The sequence below is a fragment of the Kitasatospora sp. NPDC054795 genome, assembly GCF_053611565.1.
On record NZ_JBSHAP010000007.1, the window covers coordinates 113,382 to 129,407 of the forward strand.

Below are 16,026 nucleotides of genomic sequence, written 5' to 3' on the forward strand. Positions count from 1 at the left end.
GCAGTGTTGATCGGCGACGTGGCACGGCGGTCCGGGGTCAGCGCCCGCATGCTCAGGCACTACGAGTCGCTCGGGCTGGTGCGGCCGACGGGCCGTACCGGCTCCGGCTACCGCCGGTACGCCGACGAGGACATCCGGCGGATCTTCCACATCGAGAGCCTGCGGTCCCTGGGCCTGTCGCTGCGCGACATCGGGCGGGCCCTCGACGACCCCGGTTTCGCGCCCGCCGAACTCGTCGACGACCTCATCCTCCGCACCCGCGAACGCATCGCGGCGGAGACCGAGTTGCTCACCCGGCTGCGGCGGATCGACGCCGCGGAACCGGCCGGCTGGGAGGAGGTGCTCCAGGTCGTCGCGCTGCTCCAGGCCCTGGAGTCGAAGAACCCGGGGGCGCGGCAGCGCGCCGCGCTGTCCGCGGGCGAGGACGTCGCGGTGCCGGTGGAGGCGCTGGTCGAGGCCGTGCTGGGCGAGTCGGACCCGAACGTCGCCGGGGCCCTGCGCTGGGCGCTGGCGCAGACCGGAGGGGACGGGGCGGCCCTGCTCGCGCAGGGCCTGGGCTCGCCCGCGGCCGAGGTCCGCGAACGTGCCGTGCGGTCCCTCGCCGAACTGCCGGACGGCACCGCGACCGCACTGCTGCGGGACGCCCTCGGCAGCCCCGACGCCGTGGTCCGCAGGTACGCGGCGCTGGCGCTCGGCGCCCGTGGCGTCGCCGACGCGGTCCCGACGCTCATCGACATGATCGTCGAGGCGGCGAACGACGCCGACGCGGCCGACACCCTGGGCGCGCTGGCGAACGACCCCGCGCTGGCGGACCGGATCGCCACCGGGCTGGTCGACCGCCTCGCCCTCGACGGCCTCGGACCGGACGCCCGCCGGAGGCTGGCCCAGGCCCTCGCGGACGTCCCGGGGAGCACGACGTCGCGCGCCCTCGCGGAGCTGACGCGGGACGAGGACCGTGCGGTCGCGCTGACCGCGACGTACATTCTCAAGCTGCGCGACACGCGGTAGTCGCGACCGCGATCGGGGGGTCCGATCGGGGCAGGGGTGACCGGGGGGTTCGAGGGTGGGGGTGGCGTGACAGGGGCCGGGCGGTTCCGTCGGCAGCGGCGGCTGTTCCTCTCGGTGGCGATCGACACGTTCGGCTCCGGCGTCTTCCTGCCGCTGTCGCTGCTGTTCTTCGTCACCGTCCAGCACTTCCCGGCGGCCGCCGCGGGCACCGCCGTGACGGTCGGGTCGATCGCGTCCTTCGCCGTCGTGCCGCTCTGCGGGCGGCTCGTCCAGGCGGCGGGGCCCAAGTCCTGCCTGCTCGTCAGCAGCGTCCTGACCGCGCTCGGGTACGGCCTGTTCTTCGCGGCCGGGAACCTGCCCGCCGTGGCCGCCGTGAGCTTCCTCGTGACGGCCGCCGACCGCCTCTACGGGGCCGCCTGGCCCACGCTGGTGGCGCGGTTCGCGAAGCCGGCGGAGCTCACCGCGTGGTTCTCCGCGGTCACCGTGCTCAAGACCACCTCGCTGGGGGTCGGCACCCTGGGGGCGACCGCCCTGATGGCGCTCGCCGGCGGACACGGCCTGCAGGTCGCGCTCGCCCTGAACAGCGCGAGCTCCCTGCTCGCGGCCGTCCTCCTGCTCGGGGTCACCGTGCCGACCGCCGAGCGGCCCTCGCGCAGGGCGGCCAGGTCGAACACCCGGGCGGCGCTGCGCGACCGGCCCTTCATGTCCCTGGTCGCGTCCCAGACACTGCTGTCGGCGGCCTGGCTGATCCCGACGGTCGCCTTCCCCGTCTACCTGGTGGAGAGCCTCCACCAGGCCGCCTGGTGGCCGACCGTGGTGGTCGCCGTCCGCTACGCCACCGCCACCACCCTGCAGATGCGGATCAGCCGCCGGCTCTCCGGCTGGAGCCGCTCGCGGGTCCTGCGCCTGTCGATCGGCGCGGTGGCCGTCGCCATCGCCCTGACCGCGACCGTCTCCACCGCCCCGCACGCCCTCCAGGGCCCGCTCGCCGTCCTGGTGGCGGCGGTCCTGGCCCTGGCCGAACTGGCCTCGAAGCCCACCGCGGCCGCGGCGGCGGTCGCCATGGCCCCCACGGGCGACGAAGGCCCGTACATGTCCCTGTTCCAGCTGACCTGGACGGTGTCCTACGCGGTCGGGCCGGCCGTCATCGGCCTGGGCCTGCAGAACCCCCCGCTGCTCTGGACCGCACTGGCCCTCTGCGTGGCCGCCGCCGCCCTGGCCCACCGCCTCCGCACGCCACTGCGCCGCCCCGCGGTGCAACTCCCGCACGCCGCAGGCGATCTACGGGAGGAGGCGGAAGTCCCGTAGACCGGCGCCCGCCCCTTCGACCGTCCTGCCGCGGCGGTCGGTGGACGCCCCCGCACGCCGACTCCCCCGCACCGAACAGGGGATCCGCACCGGCAGGCCGATCCCTCCGGGGGGCACGGCAGGCGTCAGCGCCGTACCGGCGGCTCGTCGGCGAGCCCGTAGGCGCGCAGCTGGTACGGGAGCGCGGCCGGGCGGCGCCACTGGAGGTCGAGGCCGCAGGCGCCGAGGACGGCACCGAAGGCGTGCCGCATCGCGTCCTGGACGGCGGTGCGGGCCCGGGCGGCCCGCTCCGCGGCGGGGGTGTCGCCGTCGGCGGCGGCGGACAGCCGGCGGGAGGGGTTCCAGCGGAGGTCGGCGAGGCCGGTGGTGTCGTCCCCGTCCTCGACGGCCGGGCACGGCGTGAGGGTGATGCCGGGCGCGTGGAGGTGCTCGGCGACCGGCAGGCCGGCGAGCCCGGCGGTGCGGCGCACCGCGGCGACGACGTCCGCGCCGATGCCGAGGTCCTGCGGGCGGGAGCCGGCCGGGGCCGGGGCGGCGGCGTCCTGGCCGGTGGCCGGAGCGGGTCCGTCGGCCCGTCCGACCCTGGTCTCCCCGCCGGGCCGGCCGGCCACGACCTCGATGCCGAAGGCCGGCAGGAACTCCGCGAGCGCGTTGCGCATGGTGCTGCCGACGACCCGTCGGGCGGCGAACGCCGGCTGCTGGGGCTGTTCCATGGCCGCGGCGGCCGCCAGCCGGGGGCCGGGCTCCCAGTGCAGGGCGATCAGGCCGGCGCAGTCGTCGGAGTCGTCGTGCGGCCGGGCCGGGCGCAGGTGGACGCCGTGCCCGTGTCCGCCGTACCCGACGGGCAGGCCGGCCAGCAGGAGCGCCTCGGTGACGCGGTCGACGAGCGCCGGGTCGGTCCGGTGCCCGCCCGGGGACGTGCGTTCCGCAGCCGTGTCCACGCCGTCCTCCTCCGGGTCCCGGGCGGCGGCCGACCGCCGGCGCCCCGAGCGTACGGCGTACCCGGACGGCCCGTCGGCGAATCCCGGAACCGGCCGCCGCGAGGGCGGGCGCGCCGGCGGTTCGCCCCGGTCAGTCCCAGGGGTTGGCCGGATTGCTGTTGATGGCCGTCCAGAAGCGGGTGTTGTTCGGGATGTTGCCGTAGGCCCAGAAGCTCCAGCCGCCGGTCAGCGACAGGTCGGTGCCGTAGTGGCCGTCGTGGAACTCGGCCTCGCGCCAGCCGGCGCCGAAGGCGGCCTGGCAGACGCTGTCGGCCGCGGCCCGGCTGTTGAGGCGCGAGCCCTTGACCGGCTGGCTGAGGGCGACGGTGCCCTGCGCCCAGCCGGTGAAGAAGCCGAGGCTGATCCCGGACGGGGCCGGGCTGCCGTCGACGTCGAGGCAGAGCACGGGCAGCGAGACGGACGGCGCGGTGTCGCCGCTGTAGGCGTTGCTCGTGGTGTCGCCGAAGCCGCCGACCTGGACGGTGCCCTCCGGACCGTAGGACATCACGGACCAGGTCATCCCCAGGTGGGTGGCCGGCCCGGTGGCGGCCGCGGCCGGCACAGCGGCGAGCGGGATCGCGGCGGCCGCGGCGACGGCGGCCGCGGTGGCGACGGCCTTCTTCAGACGGTTCATCAACTGCTCCAGGGTTCGGGGTCTCTCCGTTCCGGCGCCGCCCGTCGGCGGTTCCGGACATCGGCCGTGGCCGGGGCCGCCGCGACGTGCCCGCCCACCCGGGCGGCCACGTCGGCGGCGTCCGTCCGGTCAGTTCCAGGGGTTGGCCGGCTGGCCGTTGATGGCCGTCCAGAAGCGGGTGTTGTTCGGGATGTTGCCGTAGGCCCAGAAGGTCCAGCCGCCGGTCTGCGACAGGTCGGTGCCGTAGTGGCCGTCGTGGAACTCGGCCTCGCGCCAGCCGGCGCCGAAGGCGGCCTGGCAGACGCTGTCGGCCGCGGCCCGGCTGTTGAGACGGGAGCCCTTGACCGGCTGACTGAGGGCGACGGTGCCCTGCGCCCAGCCGTTGTAGAAGCCGAGGCTGATCCCGGACGGGGCCGGGCTGCCGTCGACGTTGAGGCAGAGCACGGGCAGCGAGACGGACGGTGCGGTGTCGCCGTTGTAGGCGTCGCTCGGGCTGCCGCCGGGGCCGCCGACCTGGACGGTGCCCTCGGGGCCGTAGGAGATGACGGACCAGGTCATCCCCAGGTGGGTGGCCGACCCGGTGGCGGCGGAGGCCGGGGCGGCGGTGAGCGGGATCAGGACGGCGGCGGCGACGGCGGTCGCGGTGGCGACGGCCTTCTTCAGACGGTTCATCAACTGCTCCAGGGTTCGGGTGCCTCGTGGGTGACCGGCTCGTTTCAGCCGGTGCACGACAAAGCTCTCAACCGAACGCACACAACTGGCATCATCTGATCATCACTTCGTCACACTCGTGCCCATCCACGCACAGCGGCGGTCCGGTCCGGCCCCGCGGCCCCCAGGGAGGGACGCATGGAGTTCAGGATCCTCGGCTCGCTGGAGGTGTGGACCGGCGACGGCCGACGCGTCCCCTCCGAAGGCTCCCGGCAGGAGCGGCTGCTCGCCGCCCTGCTGCTCAACGCGGACAGCTCCGTACCGGTCGCCCGCCTCGTGGACACCGTCTGGGAGGAGCGACCGCCGGCCACCGCCACCCGCCAGGTCCGCAACCTCGCCGGGGTACTGCGCCGCCGCTTCGCCGAGGCCGACCCGGCCGCGCCGCCCGTCCTGCTCACCGACGGCCGCGGCTACCGCATCACCCTCACCGGGCACCGGCTGGACGCCCGCGACTTCACCGACCGGCTCGCCCTCGCCCGCGGCGAGGCCACCGCCGGACGCACCCCGGAGGCCGTCGACGGGCTCCGCGCGGCGCTCGCCCTGTGGCGCGGGCCGGCCCTGGACGGACTCGCCGTGGACGCGGACGCCCCGGGCGCGGTCGCCCTGGACGAACTGCGGCTGACCGCCTGGGAGGAGTGCCTCGACCTGGAGCTCGCCCTCGGCCGGCACCGCGCGGCCGTCCCCGAACTGACCGCGCTGGTGGCCGACCACCCGCTGCGGGAACGCTTCACCGGCCAGCTGATGCGGGCCCTGCACGGCTCCGGACGCGCCCCCGAGGGGCTCGCCGCCTACCGCCGGTTCGCGGACCGGCTGGCCGACGAGCTCGGGCTCGACCCCGGTCCGGGGCTACGGGCGCTGCACCTGGAGCTGCTGGCCACCGAGCCGGTGCCCACCGCCCCGGCCCGCGCCGGGGAAGCGCCGGCCGCCCCGCCGGCCCCGCCGCCGACTGCCCCGGCGCAGGCTCCGCCCCCGCCGCCCGCCCAACTCCCGCCCGCCCTGGCCACCTTCGTCGGACGCGACCCGGAACTGCGGGCCCTGGACGCGCTGCTCACCGCCCCGGCCGCCGAGGAGCCCGGGCCGGTCACCGCCGTGTGCGCCGTCTCGGGACCGGCCGGGGTCGGCAAGACCACGCTCGCCGTCGACTGGGCCCACCGCGTCCGGGACCGCTTCCCGCACGGCCAGCTCTACGCCGACCTGCACGGCTACTCCGTCGACGCCCCGCTCGCCCCGCACACGGTCCTGGCCCGCTTCCTGCGCGCCCTCGGCGTGCCCGGCGACCGGATCCCCGCGGCGGCGGACGAGGCCGCCGCGCTCTACCGCTCCCTGCTGGCCGACCGCCGGCTGCTGGTGGTCCTCGACAACGCCCGCGACGCCGAGCAGGTCCGCCCGCTGCTGCCGGGCGCCCCGGACTGCCGCACGGTGGTCACCAGCCGCACCCGGCTCGACGGGCTGGCCGTCCGCAACGGGGCCCGGCCACTGGTGCTCGACGTGCTGCCCGCCGACCGGGCCCTCGAACTGCTGGCCCGCATCGTCGGCGGGCACCGCGTCCGCGCCGAGCCGCGCGCCGCCGCCGAACTCGCCGCCGCCTGCGGCCGGCTGCCCCTCGCCCTGGCCGTCACCGCGAGCCGGCTCGCCGCCAGCCCGGAGCGCGGCCTCGCCGACTACGCCGCCGAACTCCTCGACGCGGAGCACCGGTTGAGCGCCCTGCAGATCGAGGGCGACGACACCTCGGCGGTCCGCGCCGCCTTCGACCTCTCCTACCGCTCGCTGCCCGCCGAGGCCCGGTCGCTGCTCCGGCTGCTCACCCTGGTCCCGGCCGTCGGCATCGGCTCCGACGCGGCCGCCGCCCTGGCCGGCGCCCCGGCCGCCGCCGTCCGGCCCGTCCTCGACCGACTGGCCGCCGCCCACCTGCTCGCCCCCGAGGAGCACGACCGCTACCGGCTCAACGACCTCCTGCGCCTCTACGCCACCGAGCGCTGCTCCGTCGAGACCGGCGCCGCGGAGCGCCGCGCCGCCCTGGAACGCCTCGGCTCCTGGTACCTGCACCGCGGCCGCTCCCCCGCCTTCCTTCCGGCCCCGCCCGCCACCGGCCACCCCGGCCATCCCGGTCGCCCCGGCACACCCGCGAACCCCGGAGACCCGGGCCACCGGACGACCGGCCCGCACCTCGACGAGTGGGTCGAGGTCGACCGCCTGGCAGCCGCGGCCGCCGACGCGACCCGGGCACCGGAGCCGCCCGAGCCCGAGCCCACGCCCGTGCCGGACCGGCGCTCCGCCACGGCGCCGACGCCCCCGTGACCGGCCCGCGGCGGTCCCGCCCGACCGGACGGCGGCTACAACCAGCCGCGCCGGGCGGTCTTCAGCCCGGCCTCGAAGCGGCTCGCCGCGTCGAGGCGCTCCATCAGGGCGGCCATCTGCCGCCGGACGGTCCGCACCGAGACGCCGAGCCGCTTGGCCGCCGCGTCGTCCGTGAGCCCGGTCGACAGCAGCCGCAGCAGCTCGCGCTCCCCGGCGGTCAGGCTCAGCGGGGCCGCCCCGTCCCGGTCGTCGGCGATCGGAACGGCGGTCTCCCAGGTCTGTTCGAACAGGGCGACCAGGGACGCGACGATCCCCGGCTCGCTGGTGCACAGCGCGCCGGCCCGGGTGTTCTCCGGGTCGATCGGCACCACGGCCGTGCTCCGGTCGAAGACCAGCATCCGCGGCGGCAGCACCGGCGCGGTCCGCACCTCGCCGCCGAGGCCGGCCATCCAGCGGACGTAGTCGAGGGTCTCCGGGGCGTCGTGGATGCTGTCCTGGTAGATGGTGCGCAGGCTGACCCCGCGCCGCAGGGCGTCCTCGTCCAGCGGCCGGGACGCGGCCAGGCTGGCCGCGGACTGGGCGCCGCCGGGCATCACCGCCAGGACCTCGCTGGTCAGCCGGGAGGTCAGCACCTCCAGCTTGTCCTGGATGGCGTCCAGACCGAGCAGCCGCTCGCGGTCGCCCACCGGGGTGTCGGCCCGCACCTTCGCGTACTCCCCCAGGGCGCGCGCGACGGCGGCCTTGGAGGCGGCGACCTCCTGCTGCCGGCGCGCGAGTTCCTCCTCCTGACGGCGCAGCAGGATCTCCAGTCCGCGCTCCGGGCTGACCGGCCGCAGGGTGCCGGGCCGTTCGCGGGAGGCGCGCAACAGGGTGAGGTCGGCGAGCCGGTCGAGGGCCGCGCGCACGGCGGCCTCGGGGAGGCCGAGCCGCTCGCAGAGTTCCGCGACCCCGCCCTCGGGGTCGGTGAGCATTTCCCGGTAGACGACTTCCGCAGTGGCATCCAGCCCCAGCAGTTCCAGCACTTATCGACCCCTGATCCCCGTGGACGGTTCCGTATGCCCGGCCGGCCCGGGGCTGATCATTCCTTCGGCCGGAACGCCCTCGCAAGGGCATGATCCGGTCAAGGCCCCACCCGGGCCGTCGACGCCTTCGGCGGGGCCCGCACGAGGGCGGAATTCGGGCCGCTGCCCGGTGCGGTGTTGCAGCATGCTGCCTGTCCTGTTCCTGCCCGCGGATTCGCTTCCCGTGGCGGGCCGGGGAACGGGAGGATTCCCGGTGCGCGCACTCCCCGTCTCCCCGGACACCCAGAACTGCGGTCTCCCTCAGCGCAGTTCCCGCACAGAACAGGACTCTCCCGTGTCCGTCCGTCCAGTCGCCGCCGTCCTCCTGACCCTCGCCCTCGCCGGCTCCGCCGCACCGGCCTTCGCCGCCGGTTCGACCGCCCCCGACGCCGCCCCGTCCGCCGCCCAGGGCCCGGGCGGGGGGATCGGCTGGGACGGTCCCGCCGCTCTCTCGATCGGCTGGGACACCCCCTCCACCCGGTCGATCGGCTGGGACGGCCCGTCGGCCGACGCCGCCGTCGGGCAGGTCTGACCTGCGGTGTTCGCGGTCCATCTGACCCTGCCGACCGCGGCCGCCGCCCCCTCGGGGGAGGCGGCGGCCGCGGAGGTCCAGGCCGGGCTGTGGTCGTGCGCCGGCCCTGACGACGGTCTGGAGCACGTGCGCGCCCGCGCCGTCCCCGACGGCGTCGGCCTGGTGCTCTACGTCCGCGCCCCCGACGAGACGGCGGCCCTGGCACGGGCGCGGGGCCTGCTGGACCGGGCGCTGGCGCGCACCGGCCGGCTCCCGTCCGGCCTCCGGTAGTCCCGCCGACCGACGGGGTCCGCGTCGGCCACCCGTCGTCCCGCCCGAACGGTTTCCGCTGTTCCGGACGGGTTTCCACCGATCCCACCCGGCCGGGAAGTTGGCTGGTTCATTGCTACCGCTTTACCCCGGCATGGCCGACGGGCCGTCGGCGGCCCGGCCGTGCCCCCGTTCCTCCACCCCCCTTCCCTCCCGCAGAGAACAATCGAGGAGTTCCATGTCACGCCCCCCGGGCGGATCATCACGGCACCGGTCCGAAGCCGGCTCGCCGCCCCCCTCCACGCAGCGCCGTCGCAACGGCGTGCTGCGCAACACCGCCGTCGCGCTGGCCGTGGTGCTCTCCGTCGAGGCCGCCGCCGTCATCATGACGACCGGTCAGGCCGTGGCCGTCACCCCGGAGCAGGCCCCGAAGCCCGCCAAGGCCCTGGGCCCGGCCGAGGCCGAGGACATCGCCACCGCCCACCTCAAGGCCCGGCTGGAGAACCGCCGGATCGAGGTCGTGGACGAGCGCACCGAGTCCACCACCAGCTGGATCAACCCGGACGGCACCACCACCCTGGACCTCGCCTCCGGGCCGGTGCGCTACAAGGACAGGTCCGGCAGGCTCCAGCCGATCGACACCGACCTCGCCCGGCAGCCGGACGGCAGCGTCAAGGCCAAGGGCCACCCGCTCAACCTCTCGCTGGCCGGCGCCACCCCGCCCGCCGCCGCGTCGGCGTTCAAGGCGGCCGGCGCCCCGGCCGGGGACCCGAAGGCCCCGACCACCCCGCTGGTCTCGCTGGACAACGGCAACGGCACCGCCATGTCGCTGTCCTGGCGCGGCGCCCTGCCCGAACCCGCGGTGGACGGTGCCAGGGCCCGGTACGCGAACGCGCTCACCGCCACCGATCTGATCGTCGAGTCCACCCGGACCGGCTTCGAGCAGTTCCTGGAGCTCAAGGACCGCTCGGCGGTGGCCGCCAACGGCAGCGTGACGCTCACCCTGGACGCGGCCGGCCTGCAGGCCCGGCAGAACCCGGACGACTCGGTGTCGTTCATCGACCCGAACACCGGCGAGGAGAAGGGCCAACTGCCCGCCCCGGTGATGTGGGACGCGCAGGTCGACGAGCGCAGCGGCGACCACACCCGCACCGCGCCGGTCGCGCTGAAGGTCACCCAGAACGGGAACGCGATCGACCTGACGCTGACCCCGGACGCCGCCTTCCTCACCGACCCGAAGACCAAGTACCCGGTCACCATCGACCCCGCGGTCAACATCGGCGTCGGCTTCGACACCTTCGTGCAGCAGGGCTACGCCACCGACGTCTCCTCGCAGACCGAGCTGAAGCTGGGCAACAACGGCTCCGGCCAGGTCGCGCGTTCGTTCCTGCAGTTCCCGATGGCGAAGATCAGCGGGAAGCAGATCACCGGCGGCAAGCTCAACCTGTGGAACTTCCACAGCTGGTCCTGCACCGCGAAGAGCTGGGAGGTCTGGGACACCGGCACGGCCACCACGGCCACCCGCTGGACCGCCCAGCCCGGCTGGAACAAGAAGTGGGCGACCTCCACCGCGACCAAGGGCTACTCCAGCTCCTGCAACGACGGCTGGGTGAACCAGGACATCACCTCGCTGGTCAAGGCCTGGGCCGCCAACGGGAACACCAACAACACCCTGGGCATCCGGGCCACCGACGAGAGCGACCCGTACGGCTGGAAGAAGTTCAACTCCGGCAACGCGACGTCCAACACGCCGTACCTGTCGGTGACCTACAACACCCCGCCGGCCGTCTCCACCCTGATCTCCCCGGCCGACGCCGCGCTCACCGGCGACTCCACCCCGACGCTGTCCGCCAAGGCGACCGACCCCGACGGCGGCAACATAGCCCTCGACTTCGAGCTCTGGGCGTCCAACGGCACGGCCGCGCTGCAGTCCGGCCGCACCGCCATGGCGGCCTCGGGCTCCACGTTCACCTGGACCCCGGGCACCGCGCTGCCGGCCGGCGCCTACAAGTGGCGCTCCCGCTCCTGGGACGGCACCGCCAACAGCGCCTGGTCCGCCTTCCGCACCCTCACCGTGGACACCACCGCGCCCGGCGCGACCACCGTCTCCTCCGGCGACTTCCCGGCCGGCCAGTGGGCGGGCACCCCGGACGCCAACGGCGACTACAGCGGCACTTTCACCTTCACCCCGCCGAGCAGCGACGTGAAGGACGTCCAGTACAAGCTGGACGGCGGGGCCTGGGTCACCGCGGCCACCACCGGCACGCCGGTCAACGCCAAGCTCACCTTCAAGGCGGGCGCCCACACCGTCACCGCGCACAGCCGGGACGCCGCGGGCAACGTCTCCGCCGACCGGACCTACGCCTTCTACGCCGGCAAGGGCTCCGCCCTGGTCGCGCCCGGCGCGGGCGAGCGCCCGGCCCGGCGCACCTCGCTGCAGGCCGAGGGCAACAGCACCTACACCGGGGTGCGCTACCAGTACCGCCGCGGCGAGACGGACGCCTGGAAGGACGTTCCGGTCGCCAACGTCACCACCACCGCCGGCCAGCCGGTGACCGCCTGGCCGCATCCCGCCCCCGGCGGCAAGCCGGCCGCGCTGACCTGGAACATCACCGACACCCTGGCCGAGAACGGCCCGGTCGACGTCCGCGCGGTGTTCACCGACGGCACCGCCACCGACGCCACCGAGCCGAACACCGTCACGGTGGACCGCAACGCGGGCACCGCGCCGGAGACCAAGGTCGGCCCGGGCTCGGTGAACACCCTCACCGGTGACCTCACCCTGTCCGAGACCGACGCCGAGGCCTTCGGCCTGCACGCCGAGCGCTCCTTCTCCTCCCGCCGGCCCGCCAACGGCTCGGCCCAGGAGGGCCAGGCGGCGATCTTCGGCCCGCAGTGGAGCTCCGGCACCACCGCCGAGATCACCGACGCCGACTACTCCTACGTCCGCAAGACCTCGGCGACCTCCCTCTCGGTGGTCTCCGCGGACGGCTCCGAGGTCGGCTTCACCGCCACCGGCTCCGGCGGCTGGAAGCCCGAGCCCGGGGCCGAGAACCTCACCCTGACCGGCGCGTTCACCGCTGCCTTCACCCTGAAGGACACCGAGGGCATCACGGTCACCTTCGCCAAGGTCGACCCGGCCGCCACCACCTGGCAGGCCTCCGGCTCCTCGCTGCCCAGCGACAACTCCACCACCTCGGTGGTCTCGGAGAAGGTCGTCTCCGGCGGAAAGACCCTGGCCCGCCCGAAGTACGTGGTCGCGCCCGGCTCGGCGACCGCCTCCGCCAACTGCGCCGCCGTGCCGTCCACGGCCGGCTGCCGGGTGCTGGAGTACGTCTACGCCGACACCACCACCGCCACCGCGTCCGCCCCGGGCGACACGGCCGGCCAGGTGAAGCAGATCCGCCTGTGGTCCACCGACCCCGGCGCCGCGACCGCCACCCCCGTCGTCGTCTCGCAGTACGCCTACGACGACCAGGGCCGGCTGCGCGAGGTGTGGGACCCGCGGACCGGCCCGGCGCTGAAGACCGCGTACGGCTACGACGCGGCCGGCCGGGTCACCACCGTGACCGACCCCGGCGAGCTGCCGTGGACCCTGGAGTACGGCAAGGCCGGCAACGCCGCCACCGCCGGCGACGGCATGCTGCTCGCCGCCTCCCGTCCCACCCTCAAGCAGGGCAGCAAGGACGTCACCGACGGCACCGCCACCACCTCGGTGGTCTACGACGTCCCGCTGAGCGGCGCCAACGCGCCGTACCCGCTGGCGCCGTCCGACGTCGCCGCCTGGGGCCAGACCGACGCCCCGACCGACGCCACCGCCGTGCTGCCGCCCGACGCCGTCCCGGCCACCCACGACGGCAAGGCGCTCGGCACCGCCGGCTACAACCGCGCCTCGGTGACGTACACCAACGCCTCCGGCCGCGAGGTCAACACCGCCACCCCCGGCGGCGGCATCACCACCACCGAGTACAACGCCTACGGCAGCCCGGTGCGGACCCTCTCCGCGGAGAACCGCATCCTCGCCCTGGCCACCACCGGCAACGACCTCAACAAGCTGCGCGCCCTCGGCATCGCCGGCCGCTCGACGGCCGACCGCGCCCAGGTGCTCTCCTCCACCTCGCTCCACTCGGCCGACGGCAAGCGCCTGCTGGAGCAGTACGACCCGCTGCAGCTGGTCACCCTGGAGCACGACGTGGCCGCCTCCGGCACCTCCCCGGCGCTCGCCGCCGGCGCCGAGGTCGCGGCCCGCGCCCACACCGTCAGCGGCTACGACGAGGGCCGTCCGGCGGGCGCCGCGGTCAGCGACATGGCCACCTCGGTGACGGTCGGCGCCCGGATCGACGGCTACGCCGCCGACGCCGACACCCGCACCACCGCCACCGGCTACGACTGGGCCCAGGGCCTGCCCGTCAGGTCCGTCCAGGACCCGGCCGGCCTGAAGATCACCACCGCCACCGGCTACGACGCCAGCGGCCGGGTGACCTCGCAGAGCCGCCCGAACTCCACCGGCTCCGACGCGGCCACCACCGTCACCACCTACTGGACCGGCACCGGGACCGGCGCCTGCGCCGGCCACCCCGAGTGGGCCGACCTGGTCTGCTCGATCGCCCCGGCCGCCCAGATCGCCGGCGGCGGCGGCAACCCGCTGCAGCTGCCGACGAAGACCTTCCAGTACGACCGCTGGGGCAACGTCACGGTCCAGACCGAGACCGCCAACGGCGTCACCCGCACCACCACCCGCAGCTACGACGCGGCCGGCCGCCCGGTGAAGATCTCGGTCACCGGCGGCACCGGTACCGCGGTCGCCGACACCGTGCTCGGCTACGACCCCGCCAACGGCGAGCTGGCCTCCCTCAGCGACGGCAAGGCCACTATCACCCAGGGCTACGACAGGCTCGGCCGCCAGACCTCCTACGACGACGGCGCCGGCAACGTCACCACCACCGAGTACGACCGGCTCGACCGCCCGGTGAAGAAGTCCGACTCGGTACCGTCCACCGTGACCTACGGCTACGACATCGCCAAGGACCCGCGCGGCCTGCCCACCTCGCTCACCGACTCGGTGGCCGGTACCTTCACCGCCGGCTACGACGTCGAGGGCCGGCTGGTCTCGCAGACCCTTCCCGGCGGCAACACCCTGACCAGCAGCTACGACAGCCGGGGCATCCAGACCGGCAAGACCTACACCAACCAGGCGGGCACCGTCCTGCTGGCCGACACCGCCGACTACACCGTCCACGGACAGCAGGCCGGCCGCACCCAGAGCGACGGCAACAGCACCACCAGCGGCTACACCTACGACGCCACCGGCCGCCTCACCAAGGCCGCCGACAGCACCGGCCTGGCCTGCTCCACCCGGACCTACGCGTTCGACCGGAGCAGCAACCGGACCAACCGCACCAGCGTCACCGACGACTGCGACCCGGCCACCGCCGACGCCGTCACCCAGGCCGAGAACCACGGCTACGACACCGCCGACCGCCTCACCGACACCGGCTACGTGTACGACGCCTTCGGCCGCACCACCGCCCTGCCGAAGGGCACCCAGGTCGGCTACTACACCAACGACCTGGTCCGCACCGAGACCCTCGGCGACACCCGCAGGACCTGGGACCTGGACGCCTCCGGCCGCCTCGCGGTCGGCACCACGGAGACCAAGGGCACCGACGGCACCTGGGCCGTCACCGAGCAGGACACCAAGCACTTCGACGGCGGCAACGACAGCGCCTCCTGGTCCAAGGACGCGGCCGGCAGGCTGACCCGCAACGTCCTGGACCTGACCGGCCAGCTCACGGCCGCCACCGGCACCGACGGCGGCGCGATCCTGCTGCTGACCAACCTGCACGGCGACGTGTCCGTCCAGATGTCCCCGGACGGCCTGGAGGACCTCGCGGTCTACCACTACGACGAGTACGGCAACACCGTCGACTCCACCGGCTCGACCGCGTACGGCTGGCTCGGCGGGGCGCAGCGCGAGGCCGACGGCCTCTCCGGCCTCACCCTGATGGGCGTGCGCCTGTACGACTCGACCACCGGCCGCTTCCTGCAGACCGACCCGGTCCTGGAGGGCTCGCCGAACGCCTACGGCTACCCGGTCGACCCGATCACCATGGACGACCTGACCGGTCTGAACTGGAAGAAGAAGTGGACCGCCTACTTCAGCCGGTCCGAGGGCAACACGATCGGTGCCCTGCTGTACGTGTCCGGCAAGATCGCCCAGGGCATCTCGAAGATCCTGCGCAGGCTCCCGCACATCGTCGCCCGGGCCGCCGGCTACGTCCTGTGGGCGCTGTCCTACCTGATGAAGAAGATCGGCAAGCAGTTCATCAAGGCGGCCAACAAGCGCGGCAGCCACGGTGTGATCTTCACCTTCGGGATCTGGCGCTCCAGCCACTGGTGGGTGCCGGACCGTCCGATCTACCGCGTGAACCCGCGGTACTGAGCCGGGAGGAGGCCTCTCCGACGATCCATTGATGCGGGACAGGTAGGGCCGGGCCCGGGGGTTAGCCCCCGGGCCCGGCCGCTTACGCACATCGATGATCATCCCGGCGTAGGCTCTCGGCTGATCACAGGGGCAGGAGAGGGAGACATGGGCCAGAAGATCATCCGGTTCTCGGACCTGACCGGCAGGCACGCGGAGGACGACCGGGACCTGGTGCGGGTGGTGGTGCTCCAGCACCCCGACCTGACGGACGGTCCGGTCGAGATCGACGCCCTCGCCGGGGAGTTGGGCGAGGTACGGGAGCTCGCGCTCGACCTGGTCACGATCGAGCTGCACCACCCGGACCGGGAGGAGCCGCAGACGGTGGTGATGGAGGCCGAGGCCTTCGACCGGCTGGCCTCGGCCGCGCCGATGGCCGAGGTGCTGCGCGGCGCCAGGCCGGCCGCCCGGACCGCCCCGTCCCCGACGGCCCTCGCCGGCAGCCGGGAGCGGGTCAACTACGCCAGCCTGGAACACGCCGGGCGGCCGCACAAGGGCCGCACCACCGACGCGGAGAAGCAGCTCGTCCAGCAGCACCTGGACAAGATCAACGAGCGGCTCGCCTCCGAGGGCGTCCGCACGATCGACCCGAAGAACGTCGAGCACGTGACCCACTACAGCCTGGACACCCTGGCCCGGGAGACGGGCGTGATATTCGGCTGAGCGACCCGGCCGCCCCGCCCGGGCCGGAACCGGGACCACCCCGGGCCACGGCCGCGGCGGTTGACGGCGAGGGGGGCCCCCCCGGGGGCCGGTGGCGCGGA

General features: G+C 74.8%; 11 protein-coding genes. 7 read left to right on the forward strand and 4 right to left on the reverse strand.

The window, feature by feature from the left end; all coding sequences use genetic code 11:
• Positions 1 to 3 precede the first annotated feature (3 nt).
• The gene (locus ACWGJO_RS04460) at positions 4 to 1,008 is read left to right on the forward strand and encodes a HEAT repeat domain-containing protein (RefSeq protein ID WP_452182094.1); all 1,005 of its coding nucleotides are present in this window, start codon (positions 4 to 6) and stop codon (positions 1,006 to 1,008) included.
• A 66-nt stretch (positions 1,009 to 1,074) separates the two neighbouring features.
• The gene (locus ACWGJO_RS04465; protein ID WP_452182095.1) at positions 1,075 to 2,316 is read left to right on the forward strand and encodes an MFS transporter; all 1,242 of its coding nucleotides are present in this window, start codon (positions 1,075 to 1,077) and stop codon (positions 2,314 to 2,316) included.
• A gap of 125 nt (positions 2,317 to 2,441) precedes the next feature.
• Here ACWGJO_RS04465 and ACWGJO_RS04470 read toward each other — a convergent pair whose 3' ends face one another.
• From ACWGJO_RS04470 to ACWGJO_RS04480, 3 genes are all read right to left on the reverse strand, one after another.
• The gene (locus ACWGJO_RS04470; RefSeq protein ID WP_452182096.1) at positions 2,442 to 3,257 is read right to left on the reverse strand and encodes a hypothetical protein; all 816 of its coding nucleotides are present in this window, start codon (positions 3,255 to 3,257) and stop codon (positions 2,442 to 2,444) included.
• A 130-nt stretch (positions 3,258 to 3,387) separates the two neighbouring features.
• Entirely contained in the window at positions 3,388 to 3,930 is a 543-nt protein-coding gene (locus tag ACWGJO_RS04475) for a hypothetical protein (RefSeq protein WP_452182097.1), read from the reverse strand.
• 129 nt (positions 3,931 to 4,059) lie between these two features.
• Positions 4,060 to 4,602: a hypothetical protein gene (locus ACWGJO_RS04480; RefSeq protein ID WP_452182098.1), complete on the reverse strand. Its 543-nt coding sequence runs from the start codon at positions 4,600 to 4,602 to the stop codon at positions 4,060 to 4,062.
• A gap of 177 nt (positions 4,603 to 4,779) precedes the next feature.
• On the opposite strand from ACWGJO_RS04480, the gene ACWGJO_RS04485 reads away from it, so the two are divergent.
• Positions 4,780 to 6,939, forward strand: a complete 2,160-nt coding sequence (locus tag ACWGJO_RS04485; protein ID WP_452182099.1) for a BTAD domain-containing putative transcriptional regulator — start codon at positions 4,780 to 4,782, stop codon at positions 6,937 to 6,939.
• A gap of 35 nt (positions 6,940 to 6,974) precedes the next feature.
• On the opposite strand, the gene ACWGJO_RS04490 is transcribed toward ACWGJO_RS04485, so the two are convergent.
• Complete coding sequence (locus tag ACWGJO_RS04490; protein ID WP_452182101.1) at positions 6,975 to 7,961, reverse strand: LuxR C-terminal-related transcriptional regulator; 987 nt, start codon at positions 7,959 to 7,961, stop codon at positions 6,975 to 6,977.
• Between the two features lie 334 nt (positions 7,962 to 8,295).
• On the opposite strand from ACWGJO_RS04490, the gene ACWGJO_RS04495 reads away from it, so the two are divergent.
• The 4 genes from ACWGJO_RS04495 (at position 8,296) to ACWGJO_RS04510 (ending at position 15,925) form a co-directional block, all read left to right on the forward strand.
• Positions 8,296 to 8,532: a hypothetical protein gene (locus ACWGJO_RS04495; protein WP_452182102.1), complete on the forward strand. Its 237-nt coding sequence runs from the start codon at positions 8,296 to 8,298 to the stop codon at positions 8,530 to 8,532.
• Between the two features lie 6 nt (positions 8,533 to 8,538).
• On the forward strand, positions 8,539 to 8,802 hold the full coding sequence (locus ACWGJO_RS04500) for a hypothetical protein (protein WP_452182103.1): 264 nt from the start codon (positions 8,539 to 8,541) through the stop codon (positions 8,800 to 8,802).
• Positions 8,803 to 9,019: 217 nt separating this feature from the next.
• A complete protein-coding gene (locus ACWGJO_RS04505) occupies positions 9,020 to 15,223 on the forward strand; it encodes a DNRLRE domain-containing protein (protein WP_452182104.1) in 6,204 nt (2,067 codons plus the stop codon).
• 147 nt (positions 15,224 to 15,370) lie between these two features.
• The gene (locus ACWGJO_RS04510) at positions 15,371 to 15,925 is read left to right on the forward strand and encodes a hypothetical protein (protein WP_452182105.1); all 555 of its coding nucleotides are present in this window, start codon (positions 15,371 to 15,373) and stop codon (positions 15,923 to 15,925) included.
• Positions 15,926 to 16,026 lie beyond the last annotated feature (101 nt).